12 protein-coding genes, 1 tRNA gene and 2 pseudogenes are annotated in these 20284 nt (G+C 65.2%); 13 read left to right on the top strand and 2 right to left on the bottom strand.

Features of this window, described 5'->3' with window-relative positions:
* Positions 1 to 87: 87 nt before the first annotated feature.
* Positions 88 to 1413 carry a tRNA guanosine(34) transglycosylase Tgt gene (tgt, locus tag DF196_RS00540; RefSeq protein WP_109055981.1) on the bottom strand — a complete coding sequence of 442 codons (1326 nt, stop codon included), beginning with the start codon at positions 1411 to 1413 and terminating at the stop codon, positions 88 to 90.
* 421 nt (positions 1414 to 1834) lie between these two features.
* On the opposite strand from tgt, the gene DF196_RS00545 reads away from it, so the two are divergent.
* The 8 genes and pseudogenes from DF196_RS00545 (at position 1835) to DF196_RS00575 (ending at position 13270) form a co-directional block, all read left to right on the top strand.
* Positions 1835 to 3796: a S1C family serine protease gene (locus DF196_RS00545; RefSeq protein ID WP_109055982.1), complete on the top strand. Its 1962-nt coding sequence runs from the start codon at positions 1835 to 1837 to the stop codon at positions 3794 to 3796.
* Between the two features lie 351 nt (positions 3797 to 4147).
* Positions 4148 to 4735: pseudogene (locus DF196_RS14150) on the top strand (hypothetical protein); the annotation flags it as partial.
* Between the two features lie 204 nt (positions 4736 to 4939).
* Positions 4940 to 6682 (top strand): annotated as a pseudogene (locus tag DF196_RS00550) (heavy metal translocating P-type ATPase); the annotation flags it as partial.
* An 86-nt stretch (positions 6683 to 6768) separates the two neighbouring features.
* Positions 6769 to 7383 carry a TetR/AcrR family transcriptional regulator gene (locus DF196_RS00555; protein WP_158276220.1) on the top strand — a complete coding sequence of 205 codons (615 nt, stop codon included), beginning with the start codon at positions 6769 to 6771 and terminating at the stop codon, positions 7381 to 7383.
* A 300-nt stretch (positions 7384 to 7683) separates the two neighbouring features.
* Positions 7684 to 9078, top strand: a complete 1395-nt coding sequence (locus DF196_RS00560; RefSeq protein WP_109055984.1) for an ABC transporter substrate-binding protein — start codon at positions 7684 to 7686, stop codon at positions 9076 to 9078.
* 156 nt (positions 9079 to 9234) lie between these two features.
* Positions 9235 to 10209 carry a carbohydrate ABC transporter permease gene (locus tag DF196_RS00565; RefSeq protein ID WP_109055985.1) on the top strand — a complete coding sequence of 325 codons (975 nt, stop codon included), beginning with the start codon at positions 9235 to 9237 and terminating at the stop codon, positions 10207 to 10209.
* Positions 10210 to 10215: 6 nt separating this feature from the next.
* Complete coding sequence (locus DF196_RS00570) at positions 10216 to 11046, top strand: carbohydrate ABC transporter permease (RefSeq protein WP_109055986.1); 831 nt, start codon at positions 10216 to 10218, stop codon at positions 11044 to 11046.
* Positions 11047 to 11215: 169 nt separating this feature from the next.
* Positions 11216 to 13270 (top strand): right-handed parallel beta-helix repeat-containing protein, encoded by a 2055-nt coding sequence (locus DF196_RS00575; RefSeq protein WP_109055987.1) that lies wholly within the window; start codon positions 11216 to 11218, stop codon positions 13268 to 13270.
* Between the two features lie 93 nt (positions 13271 to 13363).
* On the opposite strand, the gene DF196_RS00580 is transcribed toward DF196_RS00575, so the two are convergent.
* Positions 13364 to 14548, bottom strand: a complete 1185-nt coding sequence (locus tag DF196_RS00580; RefSeq protein ID WP_109055988.1) for an ATP-binding protein — start codon at positions 14546 to 14548, stop codon at positions 13364 to 13366.
* 211 nt (positions 14549 to 14759) lie between these two features.
* On the opposite strand from DF196_RS00580, the gene DF196_RS00585 reads away from it, so the two are divergent.
* From DF196_RS00585 to fbaA, 5 genes are all read left to right on the top strand, one after another.
* A complete protein-coding gene (locus DF196_RS00585; RefSeq protein ID WP_109055989.1) occupies positions 14760 to 16211 on the top strand; it encodes an FAD-dependent oxidoreductase in 1452 nt (483 codons plus the stop codon).
* A gap of 749 nt (positions 16212 to 16960) precedes the next feature.
* Complete coding sequence (gene htpX / locus DF196_RS00590; RefSeq protein ID WP_109055990.1) at positions 16961 to 17905, top strand: zinc metalloprotease HtpX; 945 nt, start codon at positions 16961 to 16963, stop codon at positions 17903 to 17905.
* 64 nt (positions 17906 to 17969) lie between these two features.
* Positions 17970 to 18043, top strand: a tRNA-Gly gene (locus tag DF196_RS00595).
* A 29-nt stretch (positions 18044 to 18072) separates the two neighbouring features.
* A complete protein-coding gene (locus DF196_RS00600) occupies positions 18073 to 19056 on the top strand; it encodes a DMT family transporter (protein ID WP_109055991.1) in 984 nt (327 codons plus the stop codon).
* 96 nt (positions 19057 to 19152) lie between these two features.
* Positions 19153 to 20220, top strand: a complete 1068-nt coding sequence (fbaA, locus tag DF196_RS00605; protein ID WP_109055992.1) for a class II fructose-bisphosphate aldolase — start codon at positions 19153 to 19155, stop codon at positions 20218 to 20220.
* Positions 20221 to 20284 lie beyond the last annotated feature (64 nt).

Raw genomic sequence — 20284 nt, forward strand, 5'->3', positions numbered from 1 at the left:
CTTACACCCTCATCGCAGATTGTACAATCCTCGGCGTGTCGCGTCGATATGCCTGTATTTTCGCGGCTTTGAGACGTGTGCTATCGGTCACAGCCCCGGCTTGCGCTCGCCGTTGCCGTAGAAGTGGGCCAGCGTCTCGTCGCGGAATTCGTCGAAGTAGCCGCCGTCGATGGAGGCGCGGATGTCGTCCAGCAGCTTCACGAAGAAGTGCTCGTTGTGGATGGTGGCCAGCGTGAACCCGTTGAATTCGCGGGCGCGCAGCAGGTGGTCCACGTACGCGCGCGAATAATGCTGGCAGGTGTAGCAGTCGCAGCCCTCCTCAAGCGGGCCGAAATCGAACTTGTGCTGCGCGCGCTTGATGTTGTAGCGGCCGGTGCGCGTGTAGATGGCGCCGTTGCGGGCACAGCGGGCGGGGGCCACGCAGTCGAACGTGTCGCCGCCGTTCTCCACGCACGCGAAGATGTCGTCCACGGAGGCGATGCCGAGCACGTGGCGCGGCCGGCTCTCCGGCATCGCATCGCAGATCCACGCGCATGTGTTGCCGATGATGCGTTTCTCGATGGCGCCGCCGATGCCCACGCCGTCGAAGTCCAGCGAGGCAATCTGCTCGGCCGCGTGACGGCGCAGATCCTCGTAGTTCGCACCCTGCACCACGCCGTACAGCGCCTGATACGGCTTGCCCAGTCGCTCGGCGGTCAGCCGTTCGTGTTCCGCCACGCAACGCTTGGCCCAGCGGAAGGTGCGCTCCACCGAATCCTCTTGGTAGGAGCGCGTGTTCATCAGCGTGGTCAGCTCGTCGAACGCGAACATGATGTCAGCGCCGAGCTTGTGCTGGATGCCCATCGAGATCTCGGCGGAGAAGCGGTGCTCATCGCCGTTCAGGGGCGACTTGAACGTCGCGCCGTCCTCGTCCACCCAGGCCATGCGCTCCTTGCCCTTGGCGATGATGTCGTCCGACTTCATGCCGGTCACGTCCATCGCCAGCGTCTTCTTGAAGCCCACGCCCAGGGACATGACTTGGAAACCGCCCGAATCGGTGAAGGTCGGGCCGTCCCAGTTCATGAAGCGCGCAAGGCCTCCGGCGGCGTCCAGCACGTCCTCGCCGGGGCGCTCGAACAGGTGGAAGGCGTTGGCCAGCAGGCACTGCGCGCCCAGGTCCTTCATCTGCTCCGGCAGCACGGCCTTCATGGCGGCCTGCGTGCCCACCGGCACGAATGCGGGGGTCTTGATGTCGCCGTGGGGCGTGTGGATGATGCCGGTGCGGCCGTAGCGCGCGCCGTCGCGGCCCAGTCCCTCGGCCGAGGAGGGCAGGCGGGTGATGGTTTCGAAATGGAAGGCGCTGCGGTCGCCGGGCTTGCCGGCTTCCGCTCCGCGCGGGTGGTCAAGAAGGCCTGTGGCTGTGGGTTCGCTCATACGTTTCACTTTAGGCAGAAGGGCTCGAAAATGTGAAGATGTTCGGGCTTTCTGCGTTACGAGGGGCTCTTGTGCGGTGTCCGGAACGTCTATCTGCGTTACGAGGGGCTCCGTTTCGCTTAAATCAACCTCAAACACACCGTTTTAGGGCCGTATGGGGGCTTTTAGCGGGGGAGGGCAGCCCCTCGTAACGCAGATTGATCTCCGGGAAATCCCGAATCAGCCCCTTGTAAGCGAGATGCTCATCAGACTCTGCGATGATTACTCCAAGACTCCCAACCAACGTTCAGAAAACCTCCAGATTGACTGCCTTTACTACAGAGGTAGCGAACGAGAGGCGCGCAGCCCAGCGGATTCGGCAGTGAACGATTCGCGGCCGCGCGCCGATGAACGTGATTGGAATGTAGACAAAGGAGCAGCAATGGCTGACGAATTCAACCCGCAGGGCGTCGACCAGACCCCGCAGAGTAGCAATACCAATGAGGCCGCGCAGGCCCCGGCAGGGGAGCAGACAGCCCCCGCCGCCCCGGCCGCCGCGTCCGAGGCCCAGCCGCAGGCCGAGCAGACCGCCGTCACCGAGCCGATTCCGGATTACGCCTCCGCCAAGGGCGAAAGCACCGTGGTCTCCAGCGCCCCGTCAACGCCGACCACCGCGCTGCCGAACGATTCCGCCTCCACGCAGGCGTCGCAGACCGCACCCACGGCCCCGCTCTACCGCCCGGCTCCGGAGTACGGCGCGTATGGTCCGGTTCCCACCCAGAACCAGTCGACCGGCACCCCGAACGCCGCCAACAATTACCCGTTCGGCGCCCCCGCCGCGCAGAACCAGGTCCCTCAGGGCCAGGCGGGCAACCGCAACCCGTACTTCACCAACAACCCGCAGCCCACCGGCAACGGCAACCCGTTCGCCCCGGCCGGCTCCGGCAACGCTAACGGCCCGCAGAACGGCCAGACCCCCGCCAACAACGGCAACCCGTTCACTAACCCGGCCCAGGGCGGCATGTTCGTGGGCAACGGCGCTCCCGGCGCCCCGAACGGCAACGGCCCGCTGCCGGGCCAGCCCGGTCAGCCCGGCGCCGGCAAGCCCGTCTCCAAGACGTTCGGCTACGTGCTCACCGCCGTCATCGCGGCCGTGGTCGCCGCCGCCCTGTGCCTCGGCCTCGGCTTCGCGGCCATCACCAACGGCTGGGTCTCCGTGCCCAGCACCAGCTCGCTGTCCAGCATCACCTCGAACAAGTCCGGCTCCGGCACGGCCACCGCCAAGAGCGGCGAGGCCGTCGACTGGACCTCCGTGGCCTCCGACGTGTCCAACTCCGTGGTCTCCATCCAGACCACTCTGTCCAACGGCACGGCCAAGGGCTCCGGCGCCATCCTTGACACCGAGGGCCACATCGTGACCAACAACCACGTGATCTCCGGCGCCCAGCAGATCCAGGTGACGCTCGCCAACGGCAACATCTACAGCGCCACCCTCGTGGGCACCGACACCACTACCGATCTGGCCGTCATCAAGCTCGACAACCCGCCGAGCGACTTGAAGGCCGTGGAGTTCGCCGATTCCGACAAGCTCGCGGTGGGCGAGAACGTGATGGCCATCGGCAACCCGCTCGGCTACGACGACACCGCCACCACCGGTATCGTCTCCGCCCTCAACCGCCCGGTGACCGTGACCGACGACAACAACAACGAGATCGTCACCAACGCCGTGCAGATCGACGCGGCCATCAACCCCGGCAACTCCGGCGGCCCGACCTTCAACGCGGCCGGCCAGGTGATCGGCATCAACTCGTCCATCGCCTCCACCGCCACCTCTTCTGATTCCGCCGGCTCCATCGGCATCGGCTTCGCCATCCCGTCCAACCTGGTCAAGCGCGTGGCCAACGAGATCATCAAGGACGGCAAGGTCAAGCACGTCGCCCTCGGCGTGACCATCTCCTCCGCCACCGTCGAGGCGGACGGCGTGACCCGCGGCGGCGCCAAGATCACCACCCCGTCTACCGGCGGTTCCGCGGTCGTCTCCGGCGGCCCGGCCGACAAGGCCGGTCTCAAGGCCGACGACACCATCGTGGCCTTCAACGGCAACGCCGTGAACAACAACTACTCGCTGCTCGGCTACGTCCGCGCCGCCGCCCTCGGCGACAAGGTGACCCTCACTATCGTGCGTAACGGCAAGACCATGGACGTGGACGTCACGCTGGATCAGGAGGAGTCGTCCGTGAACGGTTCGTCCAGCTCCAACTCGAACGGCAACAGCAATAACAACAACAACCAGAACAACCAGAACGGCAACGGCAACAACGGCTACGGCAACGGTTCCGGCGGCAACAGCGACGGCGGCACCGGTGACGGTGGCGGTTTCTCCGACCCGTTCGGCCTCTGGTAAATCCAGACGTCGCATGACGCTGGGCGGCCACCGCTGAGCGTCATGCCGGACAACCAAAGGACCGTGGAGGGCTCGACCCCCACGGTCCTTTTGCGTCTGCGCGTCGAAAGTCCGGCGTCTCAGGTACCATGGCAGATGCAACGAAATTGCAATAACTGAATACCGAATTCTTTACGCCGTGTATCGGAAGGTCGCGCGGGAGCAGCTTGGGTCTGGCAATGGTCTGCTGCCCGGCACAGACGCCGGTGGGTTAACAAGGCGTGACCACAGTGCCGATTTCCGGCCGGGCCACGCATACGCATACCCTGCACCGCCCGGAAACGGCCCCGTATACGAGCGTAAGGAGCAATGATGAGTGGTCTCATCCGATTCTTCCAACGATTGTTCGCCGCCGCCGTGCGCGTCTGCCGGCTGGTGCCCATGCTGCCCGTGGTGGTGATTGCCTCGATTCCGCTGGCCTTGCTGGGCGACTGGCGTCCGTGGGATGCCGCCCTTGTCGGCCAGCCCGGTTCGTCCGGTTCGGCTTCCGCCTCCTCGATTGCGATTCCGATCCTCGGCGACCCCGGCGTGGGCCAGTGGCTGGTCATCGCGCTGGTGCTGGTCATCGTGACGGACACCGTGCGAGGCATGATCGACGACCTGCGCCACGGCCAGGTGGGCGTCGATCTGCTGGCCGTGATGGCGATGCTGTCCACCGTGGCGGTCCACGAATACTGGGCCAGCTGGGCCGTGACCCTGATGATTACGTCCGGTGAGGCCATCGAGGAATACGCGCAGAACAAGGCCGAGCACAGCCTGACCGCCTTGGTCAAGGCCGCCCCGCAGACCGCCCATGTGGTGACGCTGCCTGGCGTGGGGCGAGCCAGCGCCAACGGTACCGGTGCCGCCGACAATACCCGCAAGGGCGATGCTGCCCCCGCCGATGGCTTCCGCCGCACCTCCCGTAATCTCGGCTCCCCTCTGGGAGGGGAGCTGTCGGCAAAGCCGACTGAGGGGAGGCCTCCGGCCGGTGCAACAGCAGCAGCTGCCACGCCGACATCCCCCGCCTGCGCCATCACCGGCCGCGGCCCCGAGGCTTGCGATCCGGCCATCGACAAGGCGAAGACCGCCATGCGATCCGCCGCGGTGGCTTCCGCCGCACAGCACTTCACCACGGTGCCGGTGAACCAGGTGCAGCCAGGCGACGTGCTGATGGTGCTGCCGGGCGAGACCGTGCCGGTGGACGGCGAACTGCTCTCCGGCACGGCCACGCTGGATCTGAGCGCCATCAACGGCGAGCCGGTGCCGCGCGAGGTGTTCGCCGGCGCCCGCGTGATGTCCGGCGCGGTGAACGGCTCCACCACCCTGACCATGCGCGCCACGCAGGCCGCCGCCGACTCGCAGTACCAGCGCATCCTCCAGCTCGTGACCGCCGCACAGGAATCGCGCCCGGCCGTGGTCAAAACCGCGGACCGGCTGGCCGTGCCGTTCACGGTGCTCTCGCTGATGATCGCGGGCGTCGCGTGGGCCGTGTCCGGCATCCCGACGCGATTCGCGCAGGTGCTGGTGTTGGCCACCCCCTGCCCGCTACTCATCGCCGCGCCCGTGGCATACGTGGCCGGCACCGGCCGATTGGCCAAGAACGGCGTGCTCATCAAGGCACAGGACGTACTGGAGAACCTTGGCCGGGTCACGCAGGTGTTCTTCGACAAGACCGGCACGCTCACCGTCAAGCAGCCGCAGGTGGTGCGCGTGGAGATGCTGCCGGGTGTTGAGACCCGGCTCAATGAAGATCACGTGCTCATGATGGCCGGCGTGGTGGAAGGCTATTCGGTGCACATCCTGTCCAAGGGCATCGCCAAGGCCGGTGCCGAGGCGATGGGTCGCCTGCGTGCTCGGTTCGCGGCCGGGCAGCGCGAATGCCCGGAACCGGAGGCCAGCTGGCCAGGACACGGCCGCGACTATCCGGTGGTGAAGCACATCGAGGAGGAGGCCGGCAAGGGTGTGTCCGGCGAGGTCAACGGGCATATGGTGCGCGTGGGCAGGCTGTCGTTCGCCGCGGCTCGCGACGATGGGTTCCTGACGGCGGGCGCGGGCTCCCTCCGGAGGGAAGCCGATCCCCTCAGTCCGCTCCGCGGACAGCTCCTCTTGGACGAGGGCGCCAAGGAAAGAAGTGAACGCAAGGAGTCGATACGCACGCGATTCGGGATGCTGGAGCCGGACGAGATGGCATCCTACGTGTCCGTGGATGGTCGGCTGATCGCCCGTATCGTGCTGCGTGACGTGCCTCGCGCCAACGCCAAGGCCGCGCTCGCCGCACTGCACGGGCTCGGCGTCGCCAAACTCACCATGCTCACCGGAGACAAGCGCGCCTCGGCCGAGATTATCGCCCGCGAGGTCGGCATCGACGAGGTGCACGCCGAGTTGTTCCCGGAGGATAAGGTGGCCGCCGTCAAGGCCGCGACCGTGGGGGAGCCGGGTGCCGGGACGCGGATTCGCGGCAATCGGGCGCTCGCCGCACACGAAGGTGTCGTCACGACAAGCCATCGCAAGGCCGTCCGTCCGGTCACGATGATGGTGGGCGACGGCGTGAACGACGCGCCCGTGCTCGCCGTGGCGGACCTCGGCGTGGCCATCACGGACGGCACCTCCACCGCCGCATCCGAAAGCGCGCAGGTAGTCATCATGAACGACGACATCGCCGCCGTGCCGCGCGCCATCGCCATCGCCCGCCGCACCAAGCGCGTGATGCTCCAGGCCGTGATCGCGGGACTGGCGCTCGCCGTGATCGGCATGGTGGCCGCCGCGTTCAACCTCATTCCGGTGGTGGTCGGCGCTTTCCTGCAGGAGGCCATCGACGTGGTGAGCATCCTCTGGGCTCTCACCGCCGTCCTCGACCGCGACTGAAGGAGCCACGATAGGTGTGTCCTGAACTGAACTTGACTATAGTTCAGTACAGGACACATGCGACACCGCCAATGAAGGAGCACGTCATGCCACGCAAGCAGACCGGGAACAGATACCAGCGCATCCCCACGCAGGAGCGGCTGCTGCAGATCATCGACGCGGCCACGCTGCTCATCGGCGAATACGGTTTCCACGGCTTCACCCTGCGCGACGTGGCCAACGAATGCGGCATCACCGAAGGTGGCGTGCTCTACCACTTCAAATCCAAGGATGAATTGCTCATCGCGGTGCTCAAACACCGCGATGAAGCCGATCGCATGATGCTGTGCGAGAGCCTCGGGCTGGAGAAGCTGGAGGGCGACCCGTTCCCCGTGGGCCTCAAGGACCTCACCATGGCCACCTGCCGCATGAACATGGAGCGTCCGGAGATCGTGCGCCTATACATGGTGCTGCAGGGGGAGTCCCTGAGCGAGGACCATCCGGCGTGGAAGTACTTCCAGGATCGCGAGCAGTGGGTGCTCAACGAATACCGCCAGGCCGCTAAACGAGACAAGGTTGACAACCCCACGGCCGTGGCCATCGAGGCCCTTGCTGCCATGGACGGCCTGCAGTTCCGTTGGCTCAGGAGCGGGCGAACCCTTGATTTGGTTGGACTTTGGAGGCGTTACATCGACCGGGTGATCCCTGATTCGGTGGCCTGAAAAGCAACTGAGTAAAGACTCAGTTAAATATACGAAAGCACACGGGTGCTGTGGTGATTCCTAGTGAATTCGCCACAGCACCCGTGTTTCGTTTGTGCGGTCATGTCGTGCCACGAGCAGCGCAATTGCTTTGAGGAATAAGCAAAAACCGTTGAAAAATCAGCGTTTCGCGCAAAATCACCCTTATGTTTGCCTTAACATTCACGCCAGCGCTCCTCAACTCGACTGAGACACGCCGCAACTGAGTTGAACTGAGTACTCACTCAGGATATAGTTAAGCCATCGGTTGAACGAACAGCCGTGGAAACCAACACCATCCACACCAATCAAGCCAAGTCGTTATTGACGCAGCCAAAGTTCGAGGAGGAACAGATGAAAGGCACATTGAAGACGAAGGCGATCAGGCTCATGGCCGCAGTGGCGGCCGGCGCCACCCTGCTGTCGGTCGCGGCATGCGGCGCGCAGCCGGGCGGCGGCTCCGCCAAGGCCACCGGCGCGAACGCCACCGTATGGAGCCTCACGGACAGCACGTGGGCCTCCGTCCAGCAGACCTTCGAGGACTGGAACAAGGCCAATCCGGACGCGCAGATCAAGAACGAGTCCTTCGCCAACGACTCCTACAAGGAGAAGATCCGCACCGCCATCGGCTCCGGCAACGCGCCCACCCTCGTCCTGAGCTGGGGCGGCTCCCCGGTCACCGACTACTGGACCAACAAGAACATCATCGACCTCACCTCCGATCTGGACTCCGTGGTCAAGGAGAAGGTGCTCGACTCCGTGGCCGCCGAAGGCTACCGCGACGACAAGCTCGTGGCCGTGCCCGTGGGCCAGGTCCAGCCCGCCATCCTGTGGACCAACAAGGCCGTGCTCAAGGAAGCCGGCATCTCCGACGCCCCGCAGACCTGGGACGAACTGCTCGACGACGTGGCCAAGCTCAAGGACGCCGGCAAGACCCCGATCGCCCTGGCCGGCGGCAGCAAGTGGCCCTACCTGATGTGGGCCGCCTACCTCATCGACCGCATCGGCGGCCCGGACGTGATGCAGAACATCCTCGACGGCAAGAAGGACGCCTGGTCCGACCCGGCCGTCATCGAGGCCATGACCAAGATCCAGGACCTCGTGGACGCCGGCGCGTTCGGCGACAGCTACCAGTCCATGTCCGCCGACGACAAGAAGGACACCGCCCTGCTCGCCAACGGCCAGGCCGGCTTCGACCTTATGGGCTCCTGGGTGTACGCCGACTTCGGCACCATCAACGCGGACTTCGCCAAGAACGACCTCGGCTACGCGGCCTTCCCGGCCGTCGAAGGCGGCAAGGGCGACCCGTCCATGCTCACCGGCAACCTCGCCAACTACTGGTCCGTGGCCGCCTCCGCGGGCAAGGAATCCCAGCAGACCGCCATCAAGTATCTCAAGGAGAACACCTACTCCGACGGCATCGTGGACGGCCTGCTCTCCAGCGGCGGTGTGCCCCCGGTCAAGGGCATCGAGGACAAGGTCAAGTCCGCCGATGACGGCACCGGCTTCCTCACCTACGTCTACGACTCCGTGAAGAACGCCTCCAACTACCAGCTCTCCCTCGACGTGGCCCTGCCCGCCGACCAGGGCCAGGCGCTGCTCAACAACCTCGAACAGGTCTTCCTCAAGCAGATCACCCCGCAGCAGTTCGCGGACGCGATGAACAAGACCCTGTAAATCCGACTGCCGCCAGCGGCCGGGGCGCGGGACGGGGACGATCGATGCGCGTCGATTCCCATCTCCGCTTCCGCCCACGTTCCGGGCCCCGCCGCCGGCACCTACGGCTCCCTCCCCGCACCGTAGCGGGGGAGCCCAGTGACAAGAGAGGACATCATGTCATTCGTTTCCAAGGCCGTCGCGCAGCCCAAGCCCGCCCGCGCGGCCGTTTCATCCAACAAATCCGCCAAAACCGCGGCCAAATCCACCAAGTCCGGCAAGCTCCACAAGGGTCCGTCCCTGTGGTACACGGCCCCGGCCCTCATCTTCTTCGGCATCTTCGCCCTCATTCCGCTGGTCGGCGTGCTCGTGCTGTCCTTCATGAACTGGGACGGCCTGGGCGCCATCACCTTCAACGGCCTGGGCAACTGGGTGCGCATGTTCTCCGACCCGCTGGTCATGAACGCCTTCAAGCTCACCATCATCCTGACCATCGTGAGCTGGGCCGTCCAGACCCCGATCTGCATCCTGCTCGGCACCTTCATGGCCGGCACGCAGAAGTACCGCGCGTTCCTCGCCGTCTTCTACTTCCTGCCTCTGCTCTTCAGCTCCACCGCCGTGGCCATCACCTGGAAGAACCTTCTGGACCCGAACTTCGGCGTGGGTAAGGCGTTCGGCATCGGCTGGCTGGCGCACAACTGGCTCGGCGACCCCAAGACCGCCCTGTGGACCGTGATCTTCGTGGTCTCCTGGTGCTTCATCCCGCTGCACTCGCTGCTCTACCAGGGCGCCGTCCGCCAGATTCCGCAGACCATGTACGAGGCCGCCACCATCGACGGCGCCGGCCCGATCCGCCAGTTCTTCTCCATCACCCTGCCACAGCTCAAGTACACCTTCGCCACCGACTCCACGCTGATGATCGTCGGCTCGCTGACCTACTTCGATCTGGTGTACGTGATGACCGGCGGCGGCCCCGGCAACGCCACCCGCATCCTGCCGCTCGACATGTACCTCAAGGGCTTCAAGAGCTACGACATGGGCGGTGCGTCCGTGGTGGGCGTGATCATCCTCGCCCTGGGCATCGCGGTATCGCTGATCCTCAACAAGCTGTCCGGTTCGGACAAGATGGAAAGCCAGATGGAAGGCGCCTGATCAATCATGATTCGCATCAAGAACAAGCAATACAACATCGTCGGCGGATTCCTCGGCTGGTTCTGGTTCGCCCTCATCGTCATCCCGATCTACTACATCGTGGTCACGTCCCTGCGCGACCAGAGCGAGATCTACTCCCAGAACCCGCTCTCCCTGCCCAAGCACTTCACGTTCGCCGCGTATGGGCGCGTGTTCGCCAACGACTTCCTGCTGTACATCGGCAACACGCTGTTCGTCACCATCGTGACCGTGGCGCTGATCCTCCTGGTCACCGTGATGGCCGCCTATGCCATCACCCGCCGTGCGGACGCCGGCGCACGCGCCATCTACAAGGTGATCATCACGGGCCTGGCCATCCCGATGCAGGCCACCATCATCCCGGTGTATTACCTGATCATCCAGATGGGCCTGTACGACACGCTCTGGGCCATCATCCTGCCCTCGGTGGGCTTCGCCATCCCGATCACCGTCATGATTCTGTGCAACTTCCTGCGCGACATCCCGCAGTCGCTGTTCGAGGCCATGGAGGTGGACGGCGCCACCGAATGGAAGATCATGTGGCGGCTCGCCATCCCGATGATCAAGCCGGCCATCATCACCGTCTCCATCTACGACGCGCTGCAGGTCTGGAACGGGTTCCTCTTCCCCCTGATCCTGACCCAAAGCTCCTCGAACCGCGTAATCACCCTGAGCCTGTGGGCGTTCCAGGGCCAGTTCACCGTGGATATCCCCGGCATCCTCGCCGCCGTGGTGGTCTCGGTGATTCCGATCCTGACCGCCTACATCATCGGCCGCAAGCAGATGGTCGCCGGCCTGACCGCCGGATTCAGCAAGTAATCACCAACTAAGGCGTTGTTGCGTTAAGGCCGGCATGGTTTCTTTTCTCGGCTCCCCTTGTCAGGGGAGCTGTCGGCGGAGCCGACTGAGGGGTAGTCCAACAGAATCCATGCCACCTTAGGCCAACGTGCCCTTTTCCAAGCTTTTTCAATCCGAAAGGAATGCTGACATGACTCAGCGCACACTTCATGTTTCAGCCGCGGCGGTCGGCGCCGCAGTACAGGACGGCGGTGAGGCCACGCCGTTCGCCGCGATATCGGCCGCAGCGGTCGTGGCCCGCCCCGGCGACACCGTGCTGGTGCACGAGGGCGTCTATCGCGAGCAGGTGAGCCCGGCCTTGGGCGGACTCAACGAATTCGCGCGCATCACCTACGCCGCGGCCCCCGGCGAGCACGCGGTGATCAAGGGCTCCGAGGTCGTCTCGGGCTGGGAGCCCGTGGCCGGCAAGCCGGGCGTGTGGCATGTGAGCGTGCCGAACGCGGTGTTCGGTGGGTTCAACCCGTTCGCCAAGCCCCTCCGCGGCGACTGGCTGGAGCGGCCGAGCGACTGGACCATGAGCCTGGGCGAAGTGTATCTGGACGGCCGTTCGATGTACGAGGCGCCCAGCGTGGAGGCTGTCGCCGCCGCCGAGCCGCGCACGTTCGGCTACGGGCCGGACTGGGTGTCCGTCACCGAGCCGATCGACGACCCGTCCAAGACCATCTGGCAGTGGCATGCCGAGGTAGGTGGCGACGTCACCGAGATTTGGGCCAACTTCCATGACGTCGACCCGAACGGGCACCTGACCGAAATCAACGTGCGTGAGACCTGCTTCTATCCGGAGCTCCCAGGCCGCGACTACATCACCGTGCGTGGTTTCGAGCTGGCGCAGGCCGCCTGCGGCTGGGCCCCGCCCACCGGCGACCAGAAGGGGCTCATCGGCACGCATTGGTCGAAGGGCTGGATCATCGAGGACAACGACATCCACGACGCCCGCTGCTCCGGCGTGAGCCTGGGCAAGGACGGTGTGACCGGCGACAACGAGGCGTCCCGCTTCGGCCGCAAGCCCGGCTACCAGATCCAGCAGGAGGTGGTGTTCCGCGCCATCCGTCACGGCTGGTCGCGCGAGACGGTCGGCGGGCACATCGTGCGCCGCAACCACATCCACGACTGCGGCCAGAACGGCATCGTGGGCCACATGGGCTGCGCGTTCAGCCTCATCGAGGACAACCACATCCACCACATCGCCACCAAGCGCGAGTTCTTCGGCCATGAGATCGCGGGCATCAAGTTCCACGCCGCCATCGACACGGTCATCCGTCACAACCACATCCACGACTGCACGTTGGGCACCTGGCTGGACTGGGAGCTGCAGGGCACCCGCGTGACCCGCAACATCTACCACGACAACTGGCGCGACTTCATGATCGAGGTCACCTCCGGCCCCTGCCTGTTCGACAACAACGTGTTCGGCTCGTTCTACGCCATGGACAACGTGGCGCAGGGCAGCGCGTTCGTGCACAACCTGTTCTGCGGCACCGTGCAGCCGCGCAAGGTGCTCAACCGCTCCACGCCGTACCACCTGCCGCATTCCACCGCCGTGGCCGGATACGCCTGCGTGTACGGCGGCGACGACCGCTTCTACCAGAACGTGTTCGTGGGCGGCCCGGAGTTCAGCGCGGTCACGCGCCGCGGCACCGCCTACGCCGACGGCTCGCCGGTCTCCGAGGCCGAATACATGGAGCGCGTGCACGTCAACGACCCGGGCGACGTGGAGATGTTCGAGCAGGTGCCCCAGCCGATGTACATCGACGGCAACGCCTACCTGCGCGGCGGTGACGGCCGGGTGGCCCCCTCGTTCGACCGTGAGGAGCACAAGTACGTGGCCGGTGCCGGCGCGACCGGTGCGGATGCGGGCGCCGCGTCCGCCGAGCCGGTCGGGCCCGATGGCGTCGCGGAGGCCAATCGTCTGGCCGCCAAGGCGCAGGCGCACGTCGTGACGGAGGCGGACGGCTCGGTCTGGCTGGACATGGACGTGGATCCGGGCCTGCTCGGCCTGCCGACCGTGACGGTAAACACCGAGCTGCTCGGCACCCCGCGCATCGTCACCGAACCGTACGAGAACCCGGACGGCACCGCGCTCGCCGTCGATACGGACCTCACCGGAGCCCCGCGCGGCGAGCACCCGACGCCCGGCCCCGTCGAAAGCCTCACCCCCGGCCGCAACCGTATCCGTCTGGCCTGAAACGTTCGGCAATACCATTGACGAGCTCTCGGGCGTGCTGCCGAAATCACCTGGTTCCGGCAGCACGCCCGAGAGCTCTTGATAATCACCTCGTCATTGGGCCGATGCGCCGTCCCGTTGCTTGCCGGTCAGCCAATCGGCGGCTGTGGTGACATGGATGCCTTGCGATACGTAGCTTTGCTCGACCCGGCTGACCACGTACTGCTGTTCTCGTGGCACGTCGAGTACGTCGCCGATCAAGGTCAGGTGCCGGGCGAACCGGTCGTGGTAGGTCTGCCCGGATTTGATTTCGATCATCAGGCGGTTGTTCGGGTCGGTGAAGTCCAGCAGATCCACCTCAACCTTGCTGGCGTCGCGGTAGAAGAACAGTTGGGGGTCCCTCCCGGCGTTCAGATGCTGTTTCATGGTTTCGGCGATGATGAGGTTCTCGAAGATGTCGCCGAACTTCGGATGGGCGATCAGCGCCTCGACCGTACGAATGCCAAGGAGATGGCACAGCAGACCGGTGTCGTAGAAATAGAGCTTCGGCGTCTTGACCACCTGCTTGCGGGCATTGGTGTAGAACGGCATGAGGTGGAACGCCAGATAGCTTGATTCCAGAATGGACATCCACGCCTTTACGGTCCGTGGGCTCACGCCAAGCTCGTTGGCGATGTTCGTGTAATTCACCAGGGCACCGGAACTCAGTGCGCACAGGGTCAGGAATCGGCGGAAATCCGCCAAATTACGTACGTCGAGATATTCGGAGACATCACGTTCGATATAGGTGTCGACGTAGTTCGAGAAGAACACGGCAAGCGGCATCCCAGTGTCATAAATACGCGGGTATCCGCCTTGCAGCATGAACGCATCCGGCGTAAGCGTCTGATCGGCTTGAACCGCTTCCTGATATGAGAACGGAAGCAGCTTAACCAGGCCGACCCTGCCGGCCAGCGATTGCCGGATGCGCTTGAGCAGCAGGAAATTCTGCGAGCCGGACAGCACGTACTGCCCCTGTCCACCGCGCTCGTCGGACGCCACCTGAATCATGGAAAACAGATCAGGGGCGTACTGCGCCTCATCCACGATCAATTTGGACGGACGCTGTCGAATGAACCCCACCGGGTCATCGATGGCGGCCTTGCGCGTCCCTGGGTTCTCCAGATTCACATAGTCGTAGTCCGGGAACATGGCCTTGGCCAGAGTGGATTTGCCGCTTTGCCGCGGGCCGGTGATGGAGATCACGGGGAACCATTGCGCCAGCTGTTTGGCTTGTTTTCCGAGCAGTCGTGGAATCATCGTCGTCTTCCCCTCATGATCATGCAGTAGTGATTACCATAATCCTACATTAGAAATCCCCGTAATCCTACATTAGGAAAAACCATAATCTGACAGTAGCGTGATTCGCGATTCGAGGCGGGACCGGGTGCGGCTGACACCACCAAAGCCGCCGATATCGCACCGGAAATCACCCTTCCCCGATTCGGCGGCTTGCGTTAGGCTAGAGCGCGTGACTGAATCTTCGAATACTGAACTCCGCATTGCCGTGATCGGCGCCGGCCCGGCCGGTGTCTACTCCTCCGATATCTTCCTGCGCCAGCTCAAGAAGCTGGGCAAGGAGCTGGGCCTCGGCACCGAAGCCCGCATCGACCTGTTCGAGAAGCTGCCCGTGCCGTTCGGCCTGGTGCGCTACGGCGTGGCCCCCGACCACCCCTCCATCAAGTTCATCGCCTCCGCGCTCGAGAAGACCCTCGACAACCCGGACATCCACCTCTACTGCGACGTGGAGTTCGGCAAGGACGTGACCCTCGAGGACCTCCTCGCCCGTTACGACGCCGTGCTCTTCGCCACCGGCGCGGTCAAGGACAAGCCGCTCGGCCTGCCCGGCGCCGACCTGGACGGCGTGTATGGCGCCGCCAAGTTCGTCGAATGGTACGACGGCTACCCCACCGGCGCCCGCGAGTGGCCGCTGACCGCCGAGAACGTGGCCGTGATCGGCGGCGGCAACGTGGCCATGGACGTGGCCCGCGAGCTCATGCGCAACGCGGACGACCTCAAGGCCAAGACCGACATCCCGGACAACGTCTACGAGGGCATCCAGAACAACAAGGCCAAGGTGCTGCACCTGTTCATCCGCCGCGGCGTGGCCCAGGCCAAGTTCAGCGTGCAGGAGCTGCGCGAGATGGAGAAGCTGCCCGGCGTGCAGCTCATCATCAACGAGGACGACTTCGACCTTGACGACGAAACCATCGAGGTGGCCGGCAAGGACAAGCTCACCCGCCAGATGGTCGAGGAGCTGTTCGCCATCCGCGAGATGGCCGAGGACATGGAAGACGACGGCGACGTGGACTTCGAGGGCAACCCGGCCGACCGCAAGTACTACATCCACTTCAACTCCGCTCCCACCGAGGTGCTCGGCGAGGACGGCAAGGTGACCGCCATCCGCGTGGAGCGCACCGAGACCGGCGCCGACGGCAAGATGCACCGCACCGGCGAATTCACCGACTACCCGGTCGAGGCCGTCTACCACGCCATCGGCTACAAGCCGGCCGAGGCCCCCGGCATCGCCTACGACGAGCATGGCGCCCACCTGGCCAACGCCAACGGCGACGGCCGCATCACCACCGAAGCCGAAGGCGGCGAGGTGCGCGAACGCCTCTACGCCACCGGTTGGGCCAAGCGCGGCCCGGTGGGCCTGATCGGCTCCACCAAGTCCGACGCCCTGGCCATCGTGACCAACATGCTTGAGGACCTGGCCAAGGCCGCCGAGGGCGGTCGCGTGGCCGCCGACCGCGACCCCGAATCCATCGACCGCCTGCTGGCCGAGCGTGGCGTCAAGCCCATCGACTTCGCCGGCTGGAAGAAGGTGGACGCCTTCGAACGCGCCGAGGGCGCCAAGGAAGGCCGCGAGCACAAGAAGGTCATCGAGCCCGCCCAGATGCGCGAGCTCGCCCACGCCTGATTTTGAGGGCAAAAGTTGTTGCCGAGCCTGATGGCGCGGCTGATTCCGGCTCCCCTCGCTGAGGGGAGCTGTCGACCGCAGTGAGACTGAGGGGAGCCTGGCGGGTGAGTCCCGTGGTGCGCCCCGCAAGCGCTGTCAGCGACAGCTCCCCTCAGGGAGGGGAGCCGGACCATCTCGGCTCTACTGTTGCCTTGCGTATTGCCTGTAAAACGGCTCTTCATGACAAGGTCCCGGCGGGAGCCGCATTTGCGTGTCGGCGCGTCCCCGTTCCGTCAACGGTTTTCCGGGAATTCCCAGTCGGTCGACACCGTGCGGTCAGCATGGAGTCATAGGCTGTGGCACGGCGAAAACCGACGACCCGACCACCAAACCAGCGCCAAGGAGCGGCATGATGCAGCGAATGAACCAGCCCGGGGAACGCAAATCCGCACGGCGCCGGTCAGCATGGCGTGCCCGCCATGGATCGGGGCGTGACGCGGGGGAGGAGCATGGCCGCACCCTGCCGTTGTGGCGCGAGAGCATGCGCGCCCCTCGCCCAATGGCTTGACGGCATCGGCGTGACCACGGACGTGACGGCCGGCGAGTACCTGGATGTCCGCCATCGACATGGCGCGCATGTGGGCCCAGCAGCTCACCGAACTCATCACCCTCCTGGACCAGATCCACGGTTCCGTGATGACCGCCTGACACGTACGGACATCCCGTGCATATCCAGCAATCATTCAGGCTGCGTCCTTAGGCTGGGCCTCATGGATGCCAAAGTACGGGTGCATGGCCATTTCAACGGCCTGAAGACGACGCTGCTGTTCGCCCTGATGTGGGCCGTCATCATGCTGATCTGGTGGGCCACCGGCGGCACCCGGCAGACGCTCGGCATCTACATCGTCATCGGCCTGGCCACCACGTTCTTCTCCTACTGGTTCTCCGACAAACTCGCCATCGCCTCCATGGGCGCGCGCGAGGTCTCCGAGGCCGAGGCCCCCGAGATCTACCAGATCGTGCGCGAGCTGAGCGCCAAGGCCGGCAAGCCGATGCCTCGCATCTACATCGCCCCCACCATGAGTCCCAATGCCTTCGCCACCGGCCGCAACGAACGCCACGCCGCCGTGTGCTGCACCCAGGGCATCCTGCAGATCCTCAACGCCCGCGAACTGCGCGGCGTGCTGGGCCACGAACTCATGCACGTCTACAATCACGACATCCTGACCTCCGCCATCGCCTCCGCCATGGCCACCGTGATCACCTATCTCGGCTACTCGCTCATGTACATCGGCGGCGGCAATTCGCGCGACGACCGCGATGGCGGCTCCGGCGGTCTCGGCCTGGTCGGCGTGCTGCTGAGCGTGATCCTGGCGCCGATCGCCGCATCCCTCATCCAGATGGCCATCTCCCGCACCCGCGAATACGACGCCGACGAGGACGGCAGCCTCCTGACCGGCGACCCCGAGGCCCTCGCCTCCGCGCTCAACAAGATCTCCTACGGCGCCCAGACCACGCCGATGCGCAAGACCGCCGGCACCCAGTCCGTCTCCGCCATGATGATCGCCAACCCGTTCTCCGCGGCCGGGTTCTCCAAGCTCTTCTCCACCCATCCGCCGACCGACCAGCGCATCGCCCGCCTCATGGAAATGGCGCGGGAGATGAACGGCACGCCGGTTTCCGCGCCCACGTACTCCACCCGCGTGCTGCGGTAGCGTCACACGGCGTGATACGATAGCTGTTCGTGACGTTGCGGCCCCGACCGCAGCCGACCGATTCGCGGACATAGTTCATCGGTAGAATGAAAGCTTCCCAAGCTTTAGAGGCGGGTTCGACTCCCGTTGTCCGCTCCATTCTCATCCTGCGCGTATCGTGATGCGCGATGTGTACTTCCAAAACCTCCGAACGCCCCGCGGACGTCACCGAACCAGGCGTCGCCGAATCAGGCGAAACCGCGACCGGCAGGCCCACCCCCAGCTTCGAACGCACGCCGCGGGACATCCTCGTCGGTGGCGGGCTCGCGCTTGCCGGCGGCGTGCTGTGGGGCGTCAACGCCACCGTTTCCAAAATCCTCATGGGCTCCTACCATGCGGACCCGCTGTGGATCGCGTGCGTGCGTGAACTGCTCGCCGGCGTGATCTTCCTGGTCTGCTCGGGCCTGTTCACGCCGGACAAGCTCATGGGTGCGCTCAAGGACCGCGGCTCGTACCCCAGATTGCTGGTCTGCGCCGTCACCTGCGTGCTCATGGTGCAGGTCTCCTACCTCAAGGCCATCGACTGGACCAATTCGGGCACCGCCACCGTGCTGCAGACGCTCAACCTGCTGGTGGTGCTGGCGTTCGTGTGCGTCATGGGGCGCAGGCTTCCCGGCAAACGGGAGAGCGTGGGTGTGGCGCTCGCGTTCGTGGGCACCGTGCTCATTGCCACCGGCGGCGACCTGACCCAGCTCAGCCTGCCGTTGCCGGGCCTCCTGTGGGGCCTCGCGGACGCGGTGGGTACCTCGATGATGACCATCCTTCCCATCGCGCTGATGGCCAGATGGGGCAACTTCACCGTCAACGGCATCATGTTCATGATCTCCGGCATCCTGCTGCTGCCGTTCGTCAGGCCATGGGCCACCGCGCCCGCACTGGACTGGGTCGGCGTGGCGTTGATGGCATTCACGGTGATCGGCGGCACGTTCGGCGCCTTCTGGCTGTTCCTGGCCGGCACGCAGAAGTGCGGGGCCATGCGCGCCACCATGCTCGGCACCAGCGAACCGGTGACCGCCACCATCTCCGGCGTGCTGTTCGCGGGGGCCGTGTTCACGCCCACCGACCTGGCGGGCTTCGCCATGATCATCCTCATGGTGTTCCTGGTACGGTGAACCCGCGGTGATTTTACGGTAACGGGTGAGCTAGGTCACGTCCGTACCGGCCCGTCCGGCCCGGCCAGCGGGCATGCCCCGAGCGATAATGAAGCCATGACGATCGCAACACCGGAACGCTATGCCGAAATGCTCGACGCCGCCCGTCGCGGCGGATATGCCTACCCTGCCATCAACGTGACCAGCTCGCAGACGCTGAACGCCGCGCTGAAGGGCTTCGCGGATGCCGAATCGGACGGCATCATCCAGATTTCCGTAGGCGGCGCGGCATACGTGTCCGGCATGGGGGTCAACGACCGCGTCACCGGTTCGCTGGCGCTTGCGGCCTTCGCGCACGAGGTGGCCGCGAAGTACCCGAACATCACCGTGGCCCTGCACACCGACCACTGCGCCAAGCAGTACCTGGACGAGTGGGTGCGGCCGCTGCTGGCCCACGAGGCCGAGCAGGTGGCCCGCGGCCAGGAGCCCACGTTCCAGTCGCACATGTGGGATGGCTCCACCGTGCCGCTCAAGGAGAACCTCGACATCGCCGAGGAGCTGCTGGACAAGTCGCAGAAGGCCCACACCATCCTGGAGATCGAGATCGGCGCGGTCGGCGGCGAGGAGGACGGCCACTCCGCCGAAATCAACGAGAAGCTGTACTCCACGCCCGCCGACGGCCTGGAAGTGGCCCGCCGACTGGGTCTGGGGGAGCGCGGCCGGTACATGGCCGCCTTCACGTTCGGCAACGTGCATGGCGCGTACAAGCCCGGCGTGGTCAAGCTGCGCCCGGCCCTGCTCGGCGAGATCCAGGCCCGCGTGGCCCAGGCCGTGGTGGACGGCGAGCTGCCCAGCGCCGCCGGCATGGTGGACTTCCCCAACGGCAAGCCGTTCGAGCTGGTCTTCCACGGCGGCTCCGGCTCCACGCCGGAGGAGATCGCCGAGGCCGTGCGCTACGGCGTGGTCAAGATGAACATCGACACCGACACCCAGTACGCCTTCACCCGCCCGATCGCCGACCACGTGTTCGAGAACTACGACAAGGTCTTGAAGATCGACGGCGAAGTGGGCGAGAAGAAGTTCTACGACCCGCGCTCCTGGGGGCGCAAGGCGGAGGACGGCATGTCCCAGCGCGTGGTGGAGGCCTGCCAGCAGCTCGGCTCCGCGGGCAAGGCGCTCAAGTAGCGGCGGGCCGCGCAGGGGGCTTCCACGCTCCCTCGATTCGGCTTCACATGCCTCGGCGGCTTCC

This window comes from Bifidobacterium callitrichidarum (genome assembly GCF_003129905.1).
In the GTDB taxonomy this organism is placed as follows: Bacteria; Actinomycetota; Actinomycetes; order Actinomycetales; family Bifidobacteriaceae; genus Bifidobacterium; species Bifidobacterium callitrichidarum.